We start from the raw sequence: 20,884 nt of genomic DNA, 5'->3' as shown, positions 1-20,884 counted from the left end.
TCGGTACCGATGTAGTTGTGGTTGAGCATCCTGGCCTCTTCCTGAGCCAGAACGACAACCCGCCGCGCGCGGTCGGTGAACCTCTCGAACATCTCCTCGCTCCTCCCGGGGGTGCCGGTTACTATCAGATTCTAAAGTGATTTGGCGAGGATCGGCGGCTGTTCGCAATGGGCGTAAGAGCCCGGGAGGCCGCGGGCCCGGCCGGCCGTCCGCACGACGGCCTCGACCTGGAGGGGACCCATGTCTCTCGAAAACCATCCCATGGTCGACGCCCTGGCTCCGGGTCCCGCCGAACGGCCCGGCGGCCCGCACGAGTACCCGCGGCGCCGGCCGGGACTCCACCCGGCGGCGTCCCGGCCGTCCCGCGGACGGGGCCGCCGCGCGGCTCCGTCCTCCCGCGGCCCCGGGTGGGCGTCGGGCATGAGCGTTCCGAGCGCGGTCAGTCCCGTCTGCGGATCAGCGTGACGCCGTCCCCGATCGAGAGGATGACCGCCTCGACCCGGCCGTCCGCGGCGACATGGGCGTTGAACTCGCGGATCGCCCGGGTGTCGGCGTCCCTCGCGCGCCTGGTCGCGGAGAGCTCCTCGGGAGGAGTGTCGTCGACGGGGTCGACGACATGGCCGCGCCACAGGACGTTGTCGGCCAGGACGGCGCCTCCCGGCCGCATGCGCGGAAGCAGCTCCTCGTAGTAGGCGACGTAGTTCTCCTTGTCGGCGTCGATGAAGGCGAGGTCGAACACCGGATCTGGGGGGAGCGCCCGTAGCGTGTCGAGCGCGGGGCCGAGCCGCAGCCGGATCCGGTCCGCCACCCCGGCCTGCTCCCACGCCTCCCGGGCGATGCGGCCCCATTCCTTGTCGACGTCGCAGCACAGCAGGTGGCCGCCGGGGGCGAGCCCTCGCGCGATGCAGAGCGACGAGTACCCGGTGAACGTGCCGATCTCGATCGCCTGGCGGGCGCCGATGAGCCTGGTCAGCAGCGTCAGGAACGCTCCCTCGTCAGGCCCGATCTGCATCCGCGCCACCGGGCCGAGCCGGGCGGTCCGCTCCATGAGGCGGCGCTGCGCGTCGTCCGGGGGGAGGCTGTGCGCCGTGAGGTAGTCGTACAGTTCCGCCGTCACCGGCGTGGTCTTGAGCGCGCACATGGCCCCGGTCCCTCCGCGGTTCTCCGAGAAACTTTAATAAATTGTAGCAACATCCTTCTCATTTCCAAGGCGCGCGCGCCGGCCCCACCCTCTCGTCGCGCTCGCTTTGAGCTGGTCAGTTAAGTGGCCAGTGAAATCCTCGGCCGTCCCGGGCTGCGGAGAGGCGTCCCGAGGAGGGGTTGACGAGGGGGAATCGCTATATAAAACTTCAGCGACAGGGCCCCGTCATCGATCCGCGGACCAGGCAGTGGCCCACCACACGTTCTCGACAGACGCTGGAGGTGTCTGGTTTGAGCTCTCTCCGTGAGACGTACGAGTCCCTCAACCTCGAACCCAAGCCGATTCGTCCGCACATCCTCGCCGCGGCCACCGTCGTCTTCGGCGACGACTACTACGCCGGCCGGCGGGAGACCATCAACCTGTCCGGCTTCGTCCAGCTGAACAAGTGGCCGATGCCGGGCTTCGAGCACCGGGTGGACGAGAAGGGCCACGCCGAGCTGGAGACCGAGCTGATCAGCGCGCCCGAGGTCGGCATCAAGGGGTACAGCTACGAGCTGGACGACCGCATCCAGGTGCTGTCCAACCCGTTCCTCCCCAACTCCGGCCACGTGCGCCAGATCGTCCCGGGCAAGAACTTCCCGGCCGAGTTCTACATCCGGCGCTTCGGCATCCTGGAGACCAGCACCCTGCGGCTGGCCCACCGCAACGTCATCGACATCTACGGCGTGGTGGACAGCATCCCGCCGTACAAGAAGCCGCTGACCGGCCCGTACCTGGGCAGCCCGCGCGGTGACGGTCCGTTCGACGTGGTGCAGGCGCCCAACGTGGTCCGCGGGACCACCCTGCCCGAGGCCTGGTACCCGGCCAACGACCAGAACGAGCCGGTCGGCCTGACGCCCACGGTGTTCTTCGCCGCGAGCGCCGGCCCCTGCATGTCGATGCTGGTCGACCCCTCCATGATCATGCAGGTCTCCCTGGAGGGGCAGATCGAGGTCGAGGTCAACGGCAAGACCGAGGTCATCGAGCTGGAGGGCGACTACCGCAAGGCCGCCGGCACGGAGATCCTCCTGTTCGGCCCCGACAAGCACGACGAGGGCCAGGGCGTGCTCGCCCAGATGGCCCGGGTCGCCATGGTCGGCCACAACGAGGCCCTCGGCGGCCGCGTGATGCTGCGGGCCAGCTGGCCGCGGCCGTCGGGCGGCACGCTGGGCGACGGCACCGAGGACAGCCTCAGCCGGGTCAGGTTCCCGAGCGAGCTGAACATCGACGCCGAGTTCGAGCTGGTCACGCCGCACGGCAACCTGTACGCGGCCCGGCCCGCCCACGTGTCCGGCAAGCTCAGGGACCTCGAGGCCACCGGCAGTGAGCTGCGCATGGTCGGCGCGGACTCGCCGCTCGTCACCACCGACGGCACGGTCAAGGCACGGCTGACCGGCGTCCGGCTGGCGATGCGCGACGCCCACGTCGGCGAGACGGCGGCGGTCAACATCTGAGGTTTCCCGCGAGCCTCTTGACGCGACCGGCGGGACTGGATCTGATGGAAATTCCAATAGTTCCAGTCCCGCCGGGACGCGCGTGCGGCCCGCCCCGCCGGCCGTTCCGGGCACCTGAGAAGGGGAGGCGTCGTGGACCAGCGACTGCTGCTGATGCACCAGGCGATGCTCGCCGACCGGCCCCGGCTGGAGGCCTACGAGCGGGCCCTGGAGGACGCGATCCCGCCCGGAGGCGTCGTGGCCGACGTCGGGGCGGGGACGCTGGCGCTGTCCATGCTCGCGCTGCGGTGCGGCGCCGAGCACGTCTACGCCGTCGAGGCCGACCCTGAGATGGCCCAGGTCGCGGCCAGGATCGCCGAGCAGAACGACCTCAAGGGCAGGCTCACCCTCGTCCACGCGGACGCGCGCCGGGTACGGCTGCCGGTCAAGGCCGACGTCGTGGTCTCGGAGATGATGGGCAACCTCGGGCCGGAGGAGCAGATGATGGAGGTCCTCGGCTCCTTCGCGCGGCGCAACCTCGCCCCCGGCGGCAGGATCGTTCCGGAGCGGCTGGTCACCCGGCTGGCCGCCATCGAGTTCGACGGCGAGGGCTGGGGTCTCTGGAACGAGGACTTCCTCGGCTACCGGCTGGACGCGGTTCAGGAATCTGTAGCCCCCGCCGCCCAGCTGCACTTCTTCCAGCGCCCGCCCACGCTGCTCAGCGAGCCGGCGGCCATCGCCGACCAGCGCGGCGGCAAGGGGGAGCAGCAGCGGCCGAGCCGGCGGCTGACGATCAACCGGGCCGGCCGGCTGCACGCCATCGCCGGATACTTCACGGCCACCCTCGCCCCGGGCGTGACGCTGTCCAACCTCCCCTCGTATCCGGGCTGCAACTGGGCGGTCTGGATCTGGCCGCTGCGGCACACCGCGGTGGCGGCGGGGGACGTGCTGCACGTCCGGATGCACCGGCCCGAAGACGTGCGGGTGGCCACCGACTGGCGGCTTGAGTGCGGCCTCAGCAGGAAGGGAGGGCGCTGATGCCTTACGCGGCGGGGTCGGTGCGCGACATCCCGGTTCGCGGCGGCCTGAAACTGTGCGGGCTGACCTGGACCGGGCAGTACCTCTGGTACTCCGAGGCCGTGCAGAACCAGATCGCGGCGATGGACCCCCGGACCGGCGAGGTGGTGCGGAGGATCCCGTGCCCCGGCGTCCGCACGGACCTGACCACGATCGGCGGCAGCCTCGTCCAGGTCGTGGGCGAGCGGCGGACCCTGCGGGTCATCGACCCCGAGTCCGGGGACGTCGTCGGCGAGCTGCCGAACCCGCGGCCGGGGCGGCACCTGTGCGGGCTCGAGGCCACGAGCCAGGGCGTGTGGACGGGATACGAGGACCTCCAGGTCGTCGACCTGCGAAGCGTCGAGGACCTGCGGCTGATCGCCAGCTTCCCGGTGCGCCGTCCGGTCGCCGGGGTCACCGTCTCCGACGACTACCTGGCGTACGCCGACTACCGCGGATGCTCCATCAACCTGGTCGATCTGAAGCAGGGGCGCGAGGTGGCGTCGATCACCGTCAACGGCAGTCCCACCGGGATCGCCTGGGACGGCCAGCTGATCTGGTACTGCGACCACGCGACCCTCCAGCTGCGGGCGATCGAGGTGCCCGGAATCACCGGAGGCAGGCAGAGCCATGACGACGACAGGCGCTGAGCGGCGCACGGAGCCGACCCCCGCCGTGCGCGAGGCCCCCGCGCCGCTCGCGCTCGCGGGCCGGGGCGCGCGGGTGATGGCGATCGTCGCCGTGACCCTGGTGCCGGCCGTGGCCGCCGGGCTCGTCCGGACGGCGACGCGCGGCCGCACGGCGGGACGCCGGTACCTCTACCGGCGGACCGCCGTCCTGCTGATGAGGCTCGGCCCCACCTTCATCAAGGCCGGTCAGGTGCTCGGCACCCGCAGGGACGTGCTCCCCGCGGCCCTCTGCGACGAGCTGTCCGTCCTCCAGGACTCGGTGGCGCCGCTGAACCGCGCGGAGACGCGCCGCGCCTTCGCGGAGGCCTACGGCCCGCGGGCCGCCGAGGGGCGCTTCGCGCACGTCGAGGAGCGGCCCGTCGCCAGCGGGAGCGTCGCCTCCGTGTACCGGGGCTCGCTCGCTTCCGGAGGCCAGGTGGCGATCAAGCTGCGCCGCCCCGGCATCGACCGGGTGATGAGGCAGGACCTCGCGCTGATGAGGGCGGGCGCCGCGCTGGCCGCCCGCCTGCCGGTGTTCCGCGGCGTTCCGGTCACCGACGTGGTGGACAGCATGTGCGCCGCCGTCCTCGGGCAGCTGGACTTCACCCGCGAGGCTGACAGCCTGACGCGGCTGCGCGACAACCTGGCGCCCGTGCCCCGGGTGTGGGTTCCGCAGGTGCACCAGGCGGAGTCGCGGCCGCGCTGCATCGTCATGGAGTTCATCCCGGACCTGGACGTGGGCGCCGCGGCGAAGTGCCCTCCGGCGGTGCGCCGGCGGTTCGCGGCGTCGGCGCTGACCGCGATCTACCAGATGCTGTTCGTCGACGGTTTCGTGCACTGCGACATGCACCCGGGGAACCTCTACTTCACCCGCCAGGGGCAGGTCGTCGTGCTCGACGCCGGGTTCAGCGTGCAGCTGACCGAGCGCCTGCGCCGGCTGTTCGCCGAGTTCTTCATGAACATGTCCACCGGCCGGGGCAGCCGCTGCGCCGAGATCGTCATCGAGAGCTCGGCGGGGGTGCGCGACGACGCCGACCTCGACGGCTTCATCGTGCGGATGGCCGACCTGGTCGAGCGCAGCCACGGCCTGCCGGCCAAGGAGTTCAGCCTGATCGCCTTCGCCACGGAGATGTTCGACCTGCAGCGCCGGTTCGGCATCCACGCCGCGCCCGAGCTGATCTTCCCGCTGCTGTCCCTGCTCGTCATCGAGGGGACCATCCGCGAGCTCGACCCGGAGATCGACTTCCAGGAGACGGCGAAGCCCGTCCTGAACCGCGGCCTCTTCGGCGCCCGGTAGCCCCACCGGGCGCACGCCCGGCCTCCGCCCGCGTTCGAGGCCGAGTTATATAAGTTTGCTATTATTATCCCGTGCACGCGTTCGATGTTCTCGGCGATCCGGTCCGCCGCCGCATCCTGGAGCTGCTGTCCGCCGGCGGACACTCCTCCGGGGAGATCTGCGCCGTCATCCAGGAGGAGTTCGGCATCTCCCAGCCGGCGGTGTCGCAGCACCTGAAGGTGCTGCGCGACCACGGGTTCGCCTCGGTCCGGGCCGAGGGGACGAGGCGGCTGTACGCGATCGACCCCGCGCCCCTGCGCGAGGTCGACACGTGGCTGGAGCAGTTCCGCGGGTTCTGGGCCCAGCCCCTCGACGCCCTGGCCACGGAGGTCGCCAGGGGCCGGCGCGAGGCGCGCGGCACGGCGGGGGACCGGGCACCGCGGAAGGCCTGATCCGCCAGGCCGCCCGCCCCGGGCCTCGGCTCGCGACGGGCGGGCGGACGGGGGGACGGGCTACAGGCGCGCGACGAGGCCGGCCAGCTCGGCGGCGACCGCCGCGGGGGACGGCAGGCCCGCGACCTCGGTGTGGACCTCGGCGGTCGCCGTCCGCAGCGTCTCGTCCTCCAGCAGGCGCTCCAGCATCGTCGCGGTGATCTCCTCGGCGGGCGCCGTCAGGCCGATGCCCCGGTCGCGCACGTCCTGCCCGATGGCTTCCGAGGCCACGTCCTGCGGGTCCAGGGCGACCATCTGGGGAATGCCGGCCTCCACCGCGGACATGACCGTGTTGGCGCCGCCGTGGTGCACGACCGCCGAGCACGTCCGGAACAGCTCGCCGAAGGGGACCCAGCCGTCGGCGGGCCGGACGTTCGGCGGCAGCGTGCCCAGGGCCGAGGTGTCGACGTTGCCGAGCGCGAGCACGAAGTCGGCGTCCACCTTCGACGCGGCCTCGATGACCGGCGGCAGGGTGCCGAGCCCGAAGAACTTGGCCGAGAAGCCGCCGCCGAGCGAGAGCACGACTCGCGGCCGCTGCGGCCGCTGGCGCCACAGCCCGCCGAGGACGCCGCCGCCGTCGTAGGAGTGCCCGCCCATGAACCCGCCCTCGGGCCTGGCGTGCAGCATGCTCGGCGGCAGCCGCTCCAGGATCATCGCGGGCCGCGGGATGGCCGGGACCCCGTACTCCTCGCACAGGTCCGGCAGCAGCCCGGCCGTCAGCTGGTGGGTCCGCCCGGTGGTGAAGGGCCCCAGGTTCCGCTGGACGGCCGGGACGCCGAGCCTGGCCGCCGCCATGGCCCCGACCGTGGTCGTCTGCTCGTAGACGACGAGGTCCGGGCGCCACTGGTCGACCACCTCCATGGTCCCGGCGACCAGCGGCCGGTTGAACCCGGCGAACATGGGCGCCCGGGGGGAGATGTCCCTGTCCGGCCCGACACTCCGGAACCACGTCTCCGCGAATCCGGGATCGTCCTCGAGTACCTTCTGCGCGATCGTCACGGCGCTGTAGCCCGGCGCCACGTCGACCACGGGCAGCCCGGCCCCGGCCGCCCACTCGGGGCGCTCCGCGAGCGCCACGAGCACCTCGTGGCCCGCGGAGCGGAAGGCCCAGGCCAGGGGCACGAGCGTGAAGACGTGGCCGGCCGCGGGAACGGAGATGAACAGCACGCGCATGGTGGAATCCTCCCGGGGGCGGGACCGGGGCGCCGACGAGGCGGTCTCCGGTCTACTCCTCCAGGAGATTACTATATATAGTTCAAGTGTCTAGCGAGCTGGAGGGGTTCGTGACGCCGCCGATCTGCCCGCCCGACCTGTCGGCCAGGCCGTACCGAGCGATCGTGGAGCACCCCGCGGCCGCGCCGGCCGCCGCGGTGTTCCGCGCCTGGACGGAGCGGTTCGACCGGTGGTTCGCCCAGCCGGGCGAGATCGTGATGAAGGCCGAGGTCGACGCGCCCTACTTCTTCCAGACGTTCCACGAGGGACGGCGGCATCCGCACTACGGCCGGTTCCTCCGGGTCGACCCGGACCGGCTGCTCGAACTCACGTGGCTCAACGAGGCGGGGACCCGCGGGGTCGAGACGGTGCTGACCGTCGAGCTGTCGCCCCGTCCCGGCGGCTCCCTGCTGCGCCTGACGCACGCGGGCTTCCCCGACGACCGGACGAGGGACGAGCACGAGACCGCGTGGAGATCGATCCTCCTGAACCGCCTCGACCCCGTGCTGCGGGGGACGGAGGCCTGACCGGCGGCGCCGCGCGCCGCGCGTTCCGACCCGAGGAGTGTTCCGCATGGCCACTGCCGAAGAGTACGAAGCCCTCTTCAAGGCGTTCGACCACGACGGCGACGGCGTCATCGAGCAGACCGACGTCGACCTGCTCGTGCAGCGGTGGTGCCGCGCGCTGCACGTGTCGCCCGGCTCCCCGCAGTGGCTGGCGATCACGCGGCCGTCCAACCGGCTGTTCCAGCGGTTGGAGGGGAGCGTCGACGAGGCGGGGGACAAGAAGGTGAGCCGCGAGCAGTGGGTCGCCTCGCACGAGCGGCCGGGATTCATCGAGGACGTCGCCATCCCCTGGGGTGTCGCGGTGTTCGACATGGGCGCGGACGCCGACGCGCGGGTGTCCCTCCAGGTGTGGATGACGACGCATTCGGCGACGGGTTACCCGCAGCTGGAGAGCCTCGCCGGGTTCCAGCGGCTCGACGAGGACGGGGACGGCTATCTCGACAGGGACCCCTTCGTGAAGTACATCGAGGACTTCTATCACCGGGACCACGCCTGATCGGCTCCGGGGCGGCTCCGCCGGCGGGTCATTAGACTTGTCTTATATAAGCTGCGGGTTTATTATTTGGCCTGGACGGCTCAGCGCGGAGTGAGGGAGGCGGGCGAGATGACGACGTCCCAGCCGGTGGCGGGCGAGAGAGTGCGCGGACCCCTGCTGACGCCCGGCGAGCGCCCGCCGAGGGCGGGTGTGCTCTCGGCGTCGCTGACCTTCGCGTTCCGCTCGCTGCTGAAGATCAAGCGGGCGCCCGAAGGGCTGTTCGGCGCCCTGCTGCAGGCGGTCATGTTCACCCTGCTGTTCACCTACCTCTTCGGCGGGGCGATCGCGGGGTCGCCGAGCGAGTACCTGGACTTCTTCCTGCCCGGGGTCTCGGTCATCGCGATCGTGCTCGCGAGCATGAACACGGGGTTCGTGCTGAACGTGGACATCGACCAGGGCGTGTTCGACCGGGTGCGGTCGCTGCCGGTGTGGCAGTCGTCGGTGCTGGTCGGGGCGATGCTGGGGGACGTGGTCCGGTACGCGGTGGCCTCGGTGGTGCCGCTGCTGCTGGGGCTGGCGCTGGGTTTCCGCCCCGACGGCGGCCCGGGCGGCGTCGTGCTGGCGCTGTTGTTCCTCCAGGTGTTCGCCTTCAGCCTCGCGTGGATCTGGGCCCTGATCGGCGTGGCGGTGCGCACGGCGGCGTCGGCGCAGATGCTCATCATCACGCTGGACTCGGTCCTGCTGTTCGGCAGCAACATCATCGCGCCGCGCGAGACCATGCCGTCGTGGCTCCAGACCGTCATCGGGTTCAACCCGATCACGCACGCGGCGACGGCCGTGCGCGGGCTGATGCAGGGCACCGAGACCGCGGGCCAGATGGGCCGGGCGTTCCTGGCCTGCGCGATCCTCGTCGCGGTCTTCGCCCCGCTCACCGCGTACGCGTACTCGCGACGCGGCCGCGCGTAGCGGCGGACGGTCGCCGCGCCCTCCCAGGGGCGAGTCCGGCTTGTGCTACTTTAAAGTAAAGTGCGTGTGGTGGCGCGACCGCACCCGGTTCCGGACGGAGGGCCATGGCCGACCAGTACACATCGGGTACCGCGCCTGTCCCCGGCGGGCCCGGCTACGTCGCCGCCTACCTGGAGCGCCTCGGCATCGGCGACCCGGGCGAGCCCTCGCTCTCCGGGCTCTTCGCGCTGCACCGGGCCCATGTGGAGCGGGTGCCGTACGAAGTGCTGGAGATCCAGCTGGGACGGCCGACCACCGCGGACCCGCGTGACGCGGCCCGCCAGGTGCTGAAGGGACGCGGCGGGTACTGCGTGCAGCTCAACGGCGCGTTCTCCACTCTGCTGGGCGCCCTCGGATACGACGTCACGTGGCACCGGGCCGGCGTGCACGCCGCCCGCAAGCTGCCCCAGGTCGGACCGGCCGAACCGGCCCCGCACCTGGTGCTCACCGTGAGCGTCGAGGGCGAGGACTGGATGGTGGACGTCGGCCTCGGCGACGGGCTGCACGAGCCCCTGCCGCTGCGCGCGGGGACGTACCGCCAGGGACCCTTCGCCTTCCACCTCGGCCCCTCGCGGTTCGAGCCCGGCGCCTGGCGCTTCGACCACGACCGCGGCGGCGCGATCGCCGGGCTCGACTTCTCGATGGCGCCCGCGAGCCCGGCGGACTTCGCCGAATGGCACCCCTACCTGGCCACCGACCCCGAATCTCGCCTGGTGCGGACGGTCGCGGTGATGCGGCGCGACGCGACGAGCGTCGACGGCCTCACCGGATGCATGCTGCGGCACATCGACGACTCCGGCACGACGACCAGGGAGCTCGGCACCTCCGCCGAGTGGTACGGGGCGCTCGCCGAGGTCTTCGGCCTGCCGCTGGCGGACGTGGGCCCGCAGGACCGGACCGCGCTGTGGACGAAGGTCCGGGGCGCCCATGAGGCCTGGCTGGAGGCGAGGGCCCGGCGGTCCGCGGCCCGGGCCTGAGGCACCGCCCGGGGCCCGCGCACCGGCCGGGCTATGCCGGGAGCTCGACCCGCGCGTCGTCGCCGACGACCAGGCTGAACCGGGCCGAGGCGCTCACGCTGGCGTTGCGGCCGATGATCGAGTCGTGCAGCCCGGCGAAGCCGGAGACCGACGCGTTGTCGAGCACGATGGAGCCGGCCACGCCGGCGCGCCGCAGGACGCAGCCCCGGCCGATCGAGGTGCGGGGGCCGATGTGGCTGTCCTCGACGACCGAGCCCGCGCCGACGATCACGGGGCCCTCGATGCGGGAGCGCACGACCCGCGCCCCGGCCTCGACGACGACCGCGCCGTCGATCCGGCAGTGCGCGTCGACCTCGCCGGCGATCCCGGGCTGCAGCGACTCCAGGAGCCGGCGGTTGCAGTCCAGGACGTCCTCGGCGCGGCCGGTGTCCTTCCAGTAGCCGCCGTACTCGCTGGCCCGCACGTCCGCGCCCCGGGCCACCAGCCACTGGACGGCGTCCGTGATCTCGAGCTCCCCCCGCGCGCTCGGCTCGATCGACGCCACCGCCTCATGGACGGCCGGGGTGAAGAAGTACACCCCGATCAGCCCCAGATCGCTCCGGGGCTCCGCCGGCTTCTCCACCAGCCGCTCGACCCGTCCCTCGACGTCCAGCTCCACCACCCCGAAGGCGCGCGGGTCGGCCACCTTGTGCACCAGCACCTGGGCGTCGGGCCGCCGCGCGGCGAAGTCCTCGGCGATGTCGGCGACGCCGTGGGGCAGCATGTTGTCGCCCAGGTACATCACGAAGTCGTCGTCGGCGAGGAAGCGGCGGGCCAGGATCACGCAGTGCGCCAGACCGAGCGGCCGCTTCTGGTGGATGTAGGTCACCCGCGCGCCGAAGCGGGAGCCGTCGCCCGCGAAATCGATGATCTCCTGGGCGCGGTCGCCGACGATGATTCCGATCTCCGTGACGCCGAGGGCGCGGATGTTGAGAAGGACGTACTCCAGGACCGGCCTGTTGGCGATCGGCATCAGTTGCTTGGCCATGGAGTGGCTGAAGGGGCGCAGCCGCATTCCCGAACCACCCGCCAGCACCAGAGCTTTCATCGGTTGCTTCCTCACAGGCGCAGAGAAGGAGCGCCGGTCTCCTGCCAGAGGGGCAGGAGACCGGCGGAGACGGACTCGGCCATGGTGGGCGCCGCCGCGTCCCCGTCGGAGAGCAGCGGCGGCTCCGTGATCCCCCAGGGGAGCGCGAGATCGGGGTCCAGCGGGTTGACGGAGATCTGGGCTTCGGGCGCGTAGGTGCTGGACAGGGCGTAGCAGACGCAGGTGTCGTCGGTGAGCGCCAGGAAGGCGTGGCCGGCGCCTTCCGGGACGTAGACGCTCCGGCCCGACCCGGCGTACAGCTCGTTGACCGCGTGGTGCCCGAAGGCGGGGGAGCCGATCCGCAGGTCGACCACGATGTCGCGCACCGCGCCCCTGACGCAGGTGACGTACTTCGCCTGTCCGGGTGGGACGGCCACGCCGCGGATCCCGCGGAGCGTGTTGCGCCGCGACGTCGAGCAGTTGATCTGGCGTGGGACGAACGGGCGCCCCAGCGCGGCCTCCAGGACGTCGGCGCGCATGACCTCGAAGAAGCCGCCCCGCCGGTCGGAGTGGTGGTCGGAGGTGAAGACGTAGGCCCCGGGGACGGCCGTCTCACTGACGTGCATGGGGCGCCGATCGTGGCAGTCGCATCGTGGGGCCCGCCCTCAGCTCGGGTCGGCGCGGTACGCCGCGCGCAGGGTGGTCGAGGGGGCCAGCCAGGCCATGTCGGCGACGTTGGCGCGTGCGTGGGTCCAGTTCGCCACCAGCCGCCAGCCGCGGTCCTGCATGTAGGCCGCCACGGCCTGCCGGGTCGCCCCGCGGCGGTAGCGGGCCTCCGCACTGCCCTCGATCACGGCCAGGTCAAGCCGGTCCAGGTCCGCGCCCGCCAGCACGTCCAGTTCCGCCCCCTGGGCGTCCACCACGAGCACGTTGCAGCCGTCCTGGACCTCGCGCACCGGGACGACCTCGGTGGTGTCCAGCCGGGTCACCGTCATCGGCGGCAGCGGCGCGAGCAGGCTGGCCTGCTGGTCGTACTCCGTGACGTGCAGGGTGGCCGTCCCGCGCTCCCGCCCAGCCGCGGCCATGACGACCTCCTGGGAGGGCCGGCCGCCCTCCGGCCGGCCGGACAGGTGGCGCCCGAGCTCGCGGGCGAGCGCCGCCGAGTGGTCGCGATTGGGCTCGACCATGACGAGCCGCCGGAAACCGCACCGGACGAGCGCCGGCACTTCCTGTCCGACATGCGCCCCGACCTGCACCACGCCCACCGGTGCCACGCCGAGCCGGTCCATCAGCCCGGGGAGCTGCCGCTCCCATCTGACGTACACCGGGGCGGCGGACCGGTCGATCTCGGTCAGGGCGTGGCCCTGCGAGGCGGGGGAGGACCCGTGGGACATCGACGTACCTCCAGAGAAGACGGACACCACCGCGCTATTAACTTTAGAAGCATATAGTACAGTGAGATGGCATGGCGGGCCCGGGCGGTCCCCGGGGCCGCGTCCGCGGCGTGCGGCGGCGGCGAGTCCGCCGGCGGAACGCCGGGACGGACCGGGACGCCGTCGGTTGAGGAGTCATACATGGCCTTGCGTGATGTGCGTGTCCTGCTTCTGTACCCGCCGAACCAGAGCGCCCCCGGGACGGTGTGCAAGCCGAACGGATCGCTCGCCTACCCCAACCTCGGCGGCGCCCTGCGCGACCACGGCGTCGACGTGCGCGTCTTCGACGCGTGCGTGGGCGACGACTCCGACGAGCTGGCAGGGCTGTTCGACAGGCCCGTCCAGCTGCCGAGCGGCCTCCTGCGCACGGGCGTCAGCGACGAGCGGATCCTGGAGGAGGCGGCGGAGTACGACGTCGTGGGGATCACCTCGATCTTCACGGACCAGGAGACGATGGTCCTGAACTGCGCGCGGCTCATCCGGGCGGCCTTCCCGGAGAAGATCCTCGTCTCGGGCGGCGTCAACGCCCGGTCGCGGCTGCCGCAGTTCTTCCAGGCCGGTTTCGACGTCGTCTGCCTCTCCGAGGCCGAGGGCACGATCACGAGGATCGTCGACGAGGTGCGCAGGTCGGCCCGCCCGGACTTCGCCGGGATCAGCGGCGTCGCGTTCCGGGACTCCGGCGGGATCCGCGTCAACCCCGCGCGCCCGGACGACGTGGTCTGGGATCTGGACGCCCTTCCCATGCCGGCCTGGGACCTGCTGCCGAACGACCGGTACTGGACCATCGCCCGGCCCCACTCGGGCGTGTGGGAGTCCGGTACGGAGCTGCGCTACGCGGACATGATGACCTCGCTCGGCTGCCCCTTCCACTGCGCCTACTGCCACATCGCGGGGGAGCAGGAGGGGAGCATGAGCGGGCCGATCGGGCGCTACCGCACCAAGTCGGACGATCGAGTGCTGCGCGAGCTGGACGTCCTGAAGGGGCTGGGCGTGGAGCACGTGATGATCGAGGACGACTCGCTCCTGGGGGAGAAGAAGCGCGCCCTGCGGCTGCTGAGGAAGATCCGGGGCGCCGGCGTCGACATCTGCGATCTGAACGGCATCAACATCATCCACCTCCTCAAGCGGTGGAAACCCGACCACGAGGTGCTTGAGGCCCTGGCCGAGGCCGGCTTCACCCAGCTCAATCTTCCGTTCGAGTCGGGCAATCTGCGGATCCTGCGCAAGTACGCGAGCAACAAGCTGAACATCGAGATGGCCGACATCGAATCGCTGATCATGGCCTTGAAGGACTACGGTTTCAAGATTTTCGGCAACTACATGATGGGGTACCCGGACGAGACCCTGGAAGAGATCGAGACCACGATACGGCTGGCCCGGGACCACGTTTCCTACGGCCTCGACGCCGCGAACTTCTTCATCGTGGTCCCGCTCCCCGGGACGCCGCTGTTCGACACGGCGATCTCCGAGGGGTATCTCCGCAGCGACTTCGATCCGGACACGATGAACATCTACCGGGCGAACATGTCCGGAACGGTGGTGCCGTCGCAGGTCCTGGAGGAGCTGCGCAGCCGAGCCTGGGAGGAGGTCAACTCCCCGACGTGGAAGAACGCGAAGAAGGCCTGGGCCGCGACGGAGAGCTGAGGGCCCTCGCGCGGGGCCGGCCGCCGGAGGTCCGTGAGGAGCGGGGAGGCGGGAGAGAACGCGCCGCCCCGCCACGGCCGAGGTTCCGCGATGCGCGGCCAACTGGGTATACACTTCTAAAGTGAACCTGGGAGGCGGTGCGGGCACGTGAATCAGCGTCGGAACTACGGGCAGTACTGCGGCCTCGCCGGTGCGCTGGACATCGTCGGCGAGCGCTGGACGCTGCTCATCATCCGGGAGCTGCTCACCGGGCCCTGCCGCTACAACGAGCTTCTGGCCAACCTGCCCGGTCTGGGGACCAACCTGCTGGCGGACCGGCTGAAGTTCCTCACCGAGGTCGGGATCATCCGGCAGCGGGCTCGCGAAGGTTCGAAGGTGCGGGTGTACGAACTCACCGAGCAGGGGCAGGGCCTGCGCGAGGCGGTGCTCGTGCTCGCGCGGTGGGGGCTCGGCGTGCTCACGGAGCCCAAGGCCGAGTACATCGTGCGCCCCCGGTGGGCGGTTCTCGCGGTGGAGGCGATGGCGGCCCCGACCGTGGACGGCCCCGACGAGCAGTACGAATTCCGCATCGACGACGACGTGTTCCACATCACGGTGCTGGACGGCAAGGTCGCGGTCGCCCATGGGAAGGCGCCCGACGAACCGGCGCTCGTGGTCCACACTGACGCGGTGACCTTCGTCGACATCGGCGCCGGGCGCCTCGACCCGCTGGAGGCGACGCTCACCAAGCGGATCGTCATGGAGGGCGACGAGGACGCGATCATCCGCTGCTCGCGCCTGCTCGGCCTGGTGGCCTGAGAGAGCTCCCTTCCCGGGAGCGCCGGCGGTCGCCTTCCGCTCTTCAAAGGCACATCTCGATAGCCCGCACCCCGTGCCGGTAAAACCCCTTGCGACCGGAACCCCTGGGCCTCGATGCCGCGTTCTACGGCGGATCTTCCGCTGCCGCGCCGCCGGCCGCGCGCCGGACTTGGAAGTCCTATCTTGACGCCGTCGCGGCGATAGCTTTTACTGGCGGCGAGCGCCTCGAATTCCGTGACGGCATGACGACGACGTTGCACCGGCGCAGAGTAATGAGCCCACTACGTGATCGCCATCGACATGAGACCACCAGCCGATTCTGACCGCCGATAGGACGGAAAGCGAACAGCACGGTCGCGGCCGTCATCGGGAAGGTGCCATCAGTGGACCATGCGCGCATGACCAGGTCGGTTCGTCCGAATCTCAGCGCGGGCGGCCTGACGTCATACGGCTTCGCCATCCAGGCCGCGATCGGTCGGCGGCCCATGCGCTATCTGATAGGCCGCCGTTTTGTCGACCACTCGGCGGTGACGGCTCTATTCGTTCTGCAGCCGCAGATACTTGCCGGAAGTCATGTCTGGATAACCGAGGACCCCGCTCTTGGGAAATGTGATGTGGAAACACATATACCCACGATGAGGAATTCGGTGCGCCTGGTCGAGCGGTATCTGTTCGACTGCCTTCCGCTGACCGACATCGGATATCTGGATCTCATGGCCTGGCGCTATCCCGGACTGGGCTCCAATCCCGAGGACGTCGAGGTCGACATGTCCTGGAGCCGGTGGCCGGCGGCCGAGCCGCGGTGCTATCTGGGGCCGGTCACCACGCCCGGTCTCAGCGTCACCGAGGCCATCGACCACGAGACGGGAATGGTCGTCGCGCGCTCCGTCGAGCGTCTCCGGCAACCGCTCCGCCGCTGGGAGGTCGTGGAGATGGGCCGTCCGGACGTGGGCGGGCTGCCCGAGCGGGTCCGGGCCTCCCGCATGCGCACCGGCGGCTGGACGGACTTCCGCCGCGTCGGGGAGCCGGTCCCCGTCCCGCAGGGGGCCTTCGACGCCGGGCCCGCACGACTCCGGGAGGCGCTCGAGCACGGGCTTTCCGGAAAGGCGGCCTGAGAGTGGTGGATCGTGCCACCGCCCGCTCCCTGGCGGCGCGGGCCTTCCGGTTGGGCGCGTTCGGGGGAGCCGCCGCGGTCCGTATGGTGGCCATCGTCGCGACGTCACCGAGGAGCACCCGCGGGCCGCGGCTGGCCGCCGAGGCCGCGCGCCTCCTGGAAAAGCTGGGCGGGGCCTTCGTGAAGGCCGGGCAGATCCTCGGCACCCGCGTGGACCTCGTGGGGGAGACGGCCGCGGCCGCGCTCGGCAGGCTGCACGACAGCGTGGAGCCGATGGCCCCCGCGGAGGCGCTGCGGACCGTCCGGGCCGGGCTCGGCCGGACCCCGCCCGAGTTCGTGAGGGCGGTCGGGGGGCCGTCCGCGGCCGGCGGCTCGATCGCCTGCGTTTACCGCGCGCAGCTCGGGGACCGGGCGGTGGCGGTGAAGGTCCGCCGCCCCGGCGCGGGCGCCGCGATCGCGGCGGACATGGCGGTGCTGCGGTTCGCCGCCGGGGTCGCCGCGCGGATCCCGGCGCTCCGGCGGGTTCCGTTCATGGAGATCGTCGACCAGGTCGGCGACTGCCTCATGGCCCAGCTCGACTTCGGCGCGGAGGCGGCGAACCTGCGGCGGCTGCACGACGCTCTGGCCGACATGCCGGACGTCGTCGTCCCGCGGCCCATCCCCGAACTGAGCGGGGACGGGGTCATCGCCATGGAGTTCATCGAGGGCCTGGACCGCGACGTGATCGAGACTCTTCCCGCGCGAGTCCGCGAGGCGCAGATCACCGCGCTCGTGCACGCCGTCTACCGGATGCTCTTCGTCGAGGGCTTCGTTCACGTCGACCTGCATCAGGGGAACACCTACTTCATGCCCGACGGCACCGTCGTGCTGCTGGACGCCGGTCTGGTCTTCCGTATGGGCCGCGAGGCCCGGGAGAGGTTCACCGGGTTCTTCGCCGGCATGATCCAGGGAGACGGCGAGGCGTGCGCCGACATCCTGCTGTCGACGGTGCGGCGCAGGGAACCGGAGACGGATATCGCGGCCTTTCGCGCGGAGGTCTCCGACCTGGTCGTGCGAAATGCCGGAATGGTGGCCCGGGACTTCGATCTCCCCGCGTTCTGCCTGGATCTGTTCGATCTCCAGCGGAAACACCGTCTCCACGCGGAGCCGGAGTTCATATTCCCCATGCTCAGCCTGCTCACATTGCAGGGTGTGGTCAAGCGTCACCATCCGATGATGGACTTCCAGTTGGAGGCCGCGCCTTTCGTGATGCACGGCCTGCTTGTGACGAGCGGCGTTACCGGATGAGGGGTCGTCCCTGGCGGGCACGCACGGGGTGAGAACCGGCCGGTGGGCGTCCCGGGCCCCTCGGCGTCGCACCGGGGCTCGCGGGCCCGGCCGTGAATGGGAAGCCCCGCAGCTTGATCTCATCGACTTTATGCGGGCGGATTGCCGGTCACGGGATAGGCGGCAGGGCGCGGCATTGACGACCGTGTGCATTCTCTGCCGGTGCGGCGGCCCCGTGGTCGGAACCAGGCGGCCCGGCAGGGGAATTAGAGGCAGGTCCCAAGGCGGCCCGCTCGCCGGCGTCCCGATCCCGGCGCGCCACCGGCACCGGCCGCCGGAGCAGGTCCGCGCCCCGGTGGCCGCCATGAGGGCCGGCCGGTCGGCGCCGGCCGCGCAGGCCCGGGCGTCGAACCTCACGATTTTTCGCGGAGCCATCGCGCCCGGGCTCGATGAGCGAGATCACGCAGAGCCGAACGCCATTGAGCTGATCTTTTGTGGTGAGACAACTTCATAGCGTGGCTTCGCGCTGTTCGGGCCGACGTGAACAGACCGTGCGGCTTCCCTCGCTTGTCTGTTCGAGACTACTAAGAGCATGTCTCATGTGGCTCGGTCGTGGATGCGGCATGATCAGTGTCGTGTTGTCGGACCTTTCGATCCGGCTGGTGCCGGATGAGCTGTGGGAGATCGTCGGCCCTCTGATCCCGGAGTTCGCGCCGCGGCGGCAGGGCGGCGGGACGGCGCCGGTGGACGACCGGACGGTGTTCACCGCGATCGTGTACGTGCTGACCAGCGGGTGCGCCTGGCGGCATCTGCCGGCCGAGTTCGGGGTCAGCGTGCCCACCGCGCACCGGCGCTTCGCGGCGTGGACCGGGGCCGGGCTGTGGCCGCGCCTGCACCGCGCCGTACTGGCGGAGCCGGGGGCGAGCGGGCAGGTCGGCTGGGTGTCGGCGATCGTGGAGGCCGCCGTCGCCCGCTCGGAGGTGCGGGGACCGGACCGTCCTCGTCCGACGCCGGAAATGCCCCACTCCACGTGAGACACGTTTGAAAGGTCAATGTTCCAGGCGCATCTCGGTGAGATCTCCTCGGCAAGGCGTTAATCACCGATACGCCCTATTGACAACCTGCTCAAATAGTTTGACGATGACCATCATTGCTGCTCACTCCGACGGCTGGAGACGATCGCAGGTGGGCGGCCGGCGGGCGTTAGGCGCGATCGAAGGGGGGCGGCCGACGATGGCGGGCGATCGGAGGGGGCCGAACTCAAGTCTCTCGGGGATTTCGCATTCGCCACGGCCGAGAAGATTCTTGAAAGCCGTGGTCGGCAGATTCATCTCCAGTTTCTGACTTGATTCGGCAGAACGCAGCGTCTCGCGACGGTTCGGGAGGATATTCGTGTCCGGCTCCGGGAATGGGCAGCGCTACACAACGCCTCATCGGTCCCCCATTGAAGAGGCGAACCGCGTCTCCGCGGCAAGAATGGTTCTCGACCAGTCGGCGAGGCCGCGGCGGAGCGGATTGGAGCTGCCTCCTCGGCTTCCGTTCGAGACATGGCAGCGGATCGGACGCCAGATATCCCTGATTTCGGACTGCTCGCGCTGGTGGCTCGGCGACTGGCTCATCTACGGGGAGCGGCATTACCCGAACCGGTACCGGATGGCCATAGAGGCCACCTCGCTCGACTACCAGACGCTCAAGAACTACGCTTGGATCGCTCGCCGCATTCCGAGGTCCCGCCGGCGGGACCAACTCAGCCTCCAGCACCACGCCGAGGTGGCCGCACTTCCGCCGTCCGAGCAGGAGCACTGGCTCCAGCAGGCGGCAGAGCTGGGATGGACGAGAAGAGAACTCAGAAAGCGCCTGCGAGGAATCCGCAACGGCGGCGAGGACAAGAAGCCGGAAGAGGCCACCGTCCGCATCGATGTGATCGCTGAGCGCCAACGCCGCTGGCAGGAGGCCGCCGAGGCGATGGAGCTGAGCCTGGCGGAATGGATCGTGGTCATTCTCGACCAGGCCGCGGGCCAGGTCGCCGGGGCCGTTGCGAAGAACGACGAAGAGGCGTGACATTTCGCCGGGCCGAGTGTATGAGTAGAGGGGCGTAAGGCCGCTCATGCGCACTGCGCGGTAGGCGAAGGGGCGCTAGTCGGTCATCTTTAGACCGCAAAGCGCCATGCACCGCATCGGCCGGAGGCCACCGCGGTCCTCGCCAGTACGAAAGAAATTCATTGGCTGAACGCCACCGGTCGGTATTGCCACTGTGGGGTTGGAATGGCCGCTGTAGGGAATCTGCTCGCGCCGCCGTTGCGCGGCTTTCTGGAAATCGATCCCAAGACCCTCGACGTCGAGCGCCTGGGGTTTCCGCCGGGCGATCCGCGGGCTCGTGCCCTGCTGGCGGACGTGGTGGAGAGCTTCGCTACCGGATTCAATACCGCTCTGAGTGCGGATCCGGCGACCCTGGACTTCGGGACGCTGCCGCACGGGTTACGCGGGTTCGCCTTCGAAGGCGCGGCCATGGGCGTCGCCCTGGTCGACCTGGCCACCTTCTCGGGGGGCCGCAGAGTGCGCGCGCTGGCCGAAGGGGCCGGCGCACGCTATGTCCATCTGATTCACGTCGGCGTCGGATGGGCGTACGCGCGCACGCATGTGCCTCCCTGGACGGGCATCCGCTTCGGGCGGCCGCTGCTGCGTTGGCTCGCGTGGGACGGCTGGGGATTCCATCAGGCCTTCTTCAAGTCCCGGCGGGTGCTGGTGCGGCACTGGGTCGAGCGGCCGGCGCGCGGAAGCACGCGGACGATCCGGGACCAGGGGGTCGGCCGGGCGCTGTGGTTCTACGCCGGCGCCGATCCGGTCGTGGTCGCCGAGACGATCGGCGCCTTCCCGGCCGCCCGCAGGTCGGACGTGTGGGCGGGCATCGGGCTGGCCGCCGCGTACACCGGCGCGCTGCCCCCGGAGCGGTTGGGCGAGCTGATGGAGCGGGCCGCGGGCTTCGAGGACCACATCGCCCAGGGCGCCGCGTTCGCGGCGAAGGCGCACGTGGTGTCGCAGGAGGTGCCGGAGCGGTCGGCGGCCGCGATCCAGACGCTGACCGGAGCCGCCCCCGCTGTCGCCGCGGCGTGGACGGACGAGGCGGCGGTGACCGCCGAGCGCTGCGGCAGCGGTCCGGAGGGTTACGAGGTGTGGCGCGCGAGGGTGCGCCAGGCATGGCGGAAGCACAGCGAGGGGTGAGG

21 protein-coding genes are annotated in these 20,884 nt (G+C 70.8%); 16 read left to right on the top strand and 5 right to left on the bottom strand.

Annotated elements, in window-relative coordinates:
* Nucleotides 1-439: 439 nt before the first annotated feature.
* Nucleotides 440-1,141, bottom strand: a complete 702-nt coding sequence (locus AB0C87_RS42010; RefSeq protein ID WP_360582147.1) for a class I SAM-dependent methyltransferase — start codon at nt 1,139-1,141, stop codon at nt 440-442.
* Nucleotides 1,142-1,431: 290 nt separating this feature from the next.
* On the opposite strand from AB0C87_RS42010, the gene AB0C87_RS42005 reads away from it, so the two are divergent.
* The 5 genes from AB0C87_RS42005 to AB0C87_RS41985 all read left to right on the top strand — a co-directional run bounded on the left by AB0C87_RS42005 (nt 1,432) and on the right by AB0C87_RS41985 (nt 6,065).
* Nucleotides 1,432-2,634 carry a DUF6004 family protein gene (locus AB0C87_RS42005; protein WP_185024253.1) on the top strand — a complete coding sequence of 401 codons (1,203 nt, stop codon included), beginning with the start codon at nt 1,432-1,434 and terminating at the stop codon, nt 2,632-2,634.
* A gap of 132 nt (nt 2,635-2,766) precedes the next feature.
* Nucleotides 2,767-3,651: a methyltransferase domain-containing protein gene (locus tag AB0C87_RS42000; protein WP_353833751.1), complete on the top strand. Its 885-nt coding sequence runs from the start codon at nt 2,767-2,769 to the stop codon at nt 3,649-3,651.
* Nucleotides 3,651-4,319: a hypothetical protein gene (locus AB0C87_RS41995; protein WP_360359787.1), complete on the top strand. Its 669-nt coding sequence runs from the start codon at nt 3,651-3,653 to the stop codon at nt 4,317-4,319. The genes AB0C87_RS42000 and AB0C87_RS41995 overlap by 1 nt, the downstream gene beginning before the upstream one ends.
* Nucleotides 4,300-5,634, top strand: coding sequence for an AarF/UbiB family protein (locus AB0C87_RS41990; protein WP_353833752.1), 1,335 nt, complete (start codon nt 4,300-4,302; stop codon nt 5,632-5,634). Before AB0C87_RS41995 ends, AB0C87_RS41990 begins: the two co-directional genes overlap by 20 nt.
* Before the next feature lie 71 nt (nt 5,635-5,705).
* Nucleotides 5,706-6,065: a metalloregulator ArsR/SmtB family transcription factor gene (locus AB0C87_RS41985; RefSeq protein ID WP_353833753.1), complete on the top strand. Its 360-nt coding sequence runs from the start codon at nt 5,706-5,708 to the stop codon at nt 6,063-6,065.
* Nucleotides 6,066-6,125: 60 nt separating this feature from the next.
* Here AB0C87_RS41985 and AB0C87_RS41980 read toward each other — a convergent pair whose 3' ends face one another.
* On the bottom strand, nt 6,126-7,277 hold the full coding sequence (locus AB0C87_RS41980; protein ID WP_345181998.1) for a nucleotide disphospho-sugar-binding domain-containing protein: 1,152 nt from the start codon (nt 7,275-7,277) through the stop codon (nt 6,126-6,128).
* An 86-nt stretch (nt 7,278-7,363) separates the two neighbouring features.
* Here AB0C87_RS41980 and AB0C87_RS41975 point away from each other — a divergent pair, with 86 nt between their 5' ends.
* From AB0C87_RS41975 to AB0C87_RS41960, 4 genes are all read left to right on the top strand, one after another.
* The gene (locus tag AB0C87_RS41975; RefSeq protein WP_345182000.1) at nt 7,364-7,843 is read left to right on the top strand and encodes an SRPBCC domain-containing protein; all 480 of its coding nucleotides are present in this window, start codon (nt 7,364-7,366) and stop codon (nt 7,841-7,843) included.
* A gap of 46 nt (nt 7,844-7,889) precedes the next feature.
* The gene (locus AB0C87_RS41970) at nt 7,890-8,378 is read left to right on the top strand and encodes an EF-hand domain-containing protein (RefSeq protein ID WP_345182002.1); all 489 of its coding nucleotides are present in this window, start codon (nt 7,890-7,892) and stop codon (nt 8,376-8,378) included.
* Nucleotides 8,379-8,486: 108 nt separating this feature from the next.
* Nucleotides 8,487-9,323 (top strand): ABC transporter permease, encoded by an 837-nt coding sequence (locus tag AB0C87_RS41965; protein WP_360582145.1) that lies wholly within the window; start codon nt 8,487-8,489, stop codon nt 9,321-9,323.
* 104 nt (nt 9,324-9,427) lie between these two features.
* Nucleotides 9,428-10,339, top strand: coding sequence for an arylamine N-acetyltransferase (locus tag AB0C87_RS41960; RefSeq protein ID WP_353833754.1), 912 nt, complete (start codon nt 9,428-9,430; stop codon nt 10,337-10,339).
* A 31-nt stretch (nt 10,340-10,370) separates the two neighbouring features.
* Here the strand turns inward: AB0C87_RS41960 and AB0C87_RS41955 are convergent, their stop codons facing one another.
* Genes AB0C87_RS41955 through AB0C87_RS41945 form a run of 3 tightly spaced genes read right to left on the bottom strand, consistent with a single transcriptional unit; the run spans nt 10,371 to nt 12,799 of the window.
* Nucleotides 10,371-11,426: a glucose-1-phosphate thymidylyltransferase gene (locus tag AB0C87_RS41955; RefSeq protein WP_360582142.1), complete on the bottom strand. Its 1,056-nt coding sequence runs from the start codon at nt 11,424-11,426 to the stop codon at nt 10,371-10,373.
* Between the two features lie 11 nt (nt 11,427-11,437).
* A complete protein-coding gene (locus AB0C87_RS41950; RefSeq protein WP_345182012.1) occupies nt 11,438-12,031 on the bottom strand; it encodes a dTDP-4-dehydrorhamnose 3,5-epimerase family protein in 594 nt (197 codons plus the stop codon).
* 39 nt (nt 12,032-12,070) lie between these two features.
* Complete coding sequence (locus AB0C87_RS41945) at nt 12,071-12,799, bottom strand: FkbM family methyltransferase (protein ID WP_345182015.1); 729 nt, start codon at nt 12,797-12,799, stop codon at nt 12,071-12,073.
* A gap of 180 nt (nt 12,800-12,979) precedes the next feature.
* On the opposite strand from AB0C87_RS41945, the gene AB0C87_RS41940 reads away from it, so the two are divergent.
* From AB0C87_RS41940 to AB0C87_RS41910, 7 genes are all read left to right on the top strand, one after another.
* A complete protein-coding gene (locus tag AB0C87_RS41940; protein ID WP_360582140.1) occupies nt 12,980-14,482 on the top strand; it encodes a radical SAM protein in 1,503 nt (500 codons plus the stop codon).
* Between the two features lie 147 nt (nt 14,483-14,629).
* Nucleotides 14,630-15,280 carry a winged helix-turn-helix transcriptional regulator gene (locus AB0C87_RS41935; protein ID WP_345182019.1) on the top strand — a complete coding sequence of 217 codons (651 nt, stop codon included), beginning with the start codon at nt 14,630-14,632 and terminating at the stop codon, nt 15,278-15,280.
* A gap of 635 nt (nt 15,281-15,915) precedes the next feature.
* Nucleotides 15,916-16,395: a hypothetical protein gene (locus AB0C87_RS41930; RefSeq protein ID WP_360582138.1), complete on the top strand. Its 480-nt coding sequence runs from the start codon at nt 15,916-15,918 to the stop codon at nt 16,393-16,395.
* Nucleotides 16,396-16,400: 5 nt separating this feature from the next.
* Nucleotides 16,401-17,681: an AarF/UbiB family protein gene (locus AB0C87_RS41925; protein ID WP_360582137.1), complete on the top strand. Its 1,281-nt coding sequence runs from the start codon at nt 16,401-16,403 to the stop codon at nt 17,679-17,681.
* A 602-nt stretch (nt 17,682-18,283) separates the two neighbouring features.
* Complete coding sequence (locus tag AB0C87_RS41920; RefSeq protein ID WP_353833757.1) at nt 18,284-18,694, top strand: transposase; 411 nt, start codon at nt 18,284-18,286, stop codon at nt 18,692-18,694.
* A 481-nt stretch (nt 18,695-19,175) separates the two neighbouring features.
* A complete protein-coding gene (locus tag AB0C87_RS41915; RefSeq protein ID WP_345182029.1) occupies nt 19,176-19,721 on the top strand; it encodes an LmbU family transcriptional regulator in 546 nt (181 codons plus the stop codon).
* Nucleotides 19,722-19,925: 204 nt separating this feature from the next.
* The gene (locus tag AB0C87_RS41910) at nt 19,926-20,882 is read left to right on the top strand and encodes a DUF1702 family protein (RefSeq protein ID WP_360582135.1); all 957 of its coding nucleotides are present in this window, start codon (nt 19,926-19,928) and stop codon (nt 20,880-20,882) included.
* Nucleotides 20,883-20,884 lie beyond the last annotated feature (2 nt).

This window comes from Actinomadura sp. NPDC048021 (assembly GCF_040653135.1).
GTDB lineage: Bacteria > Actinomycetota > Actinomycetes > Streptosporangiales > Streptosporangiaceae > Spirillospora > Spirillospora verrucosospora.
The sequence above is the reverse complement of the archived record's forward strand: the minus strand, read 5'-3'. Positions and strand labels throughout refer to the sequence as shown.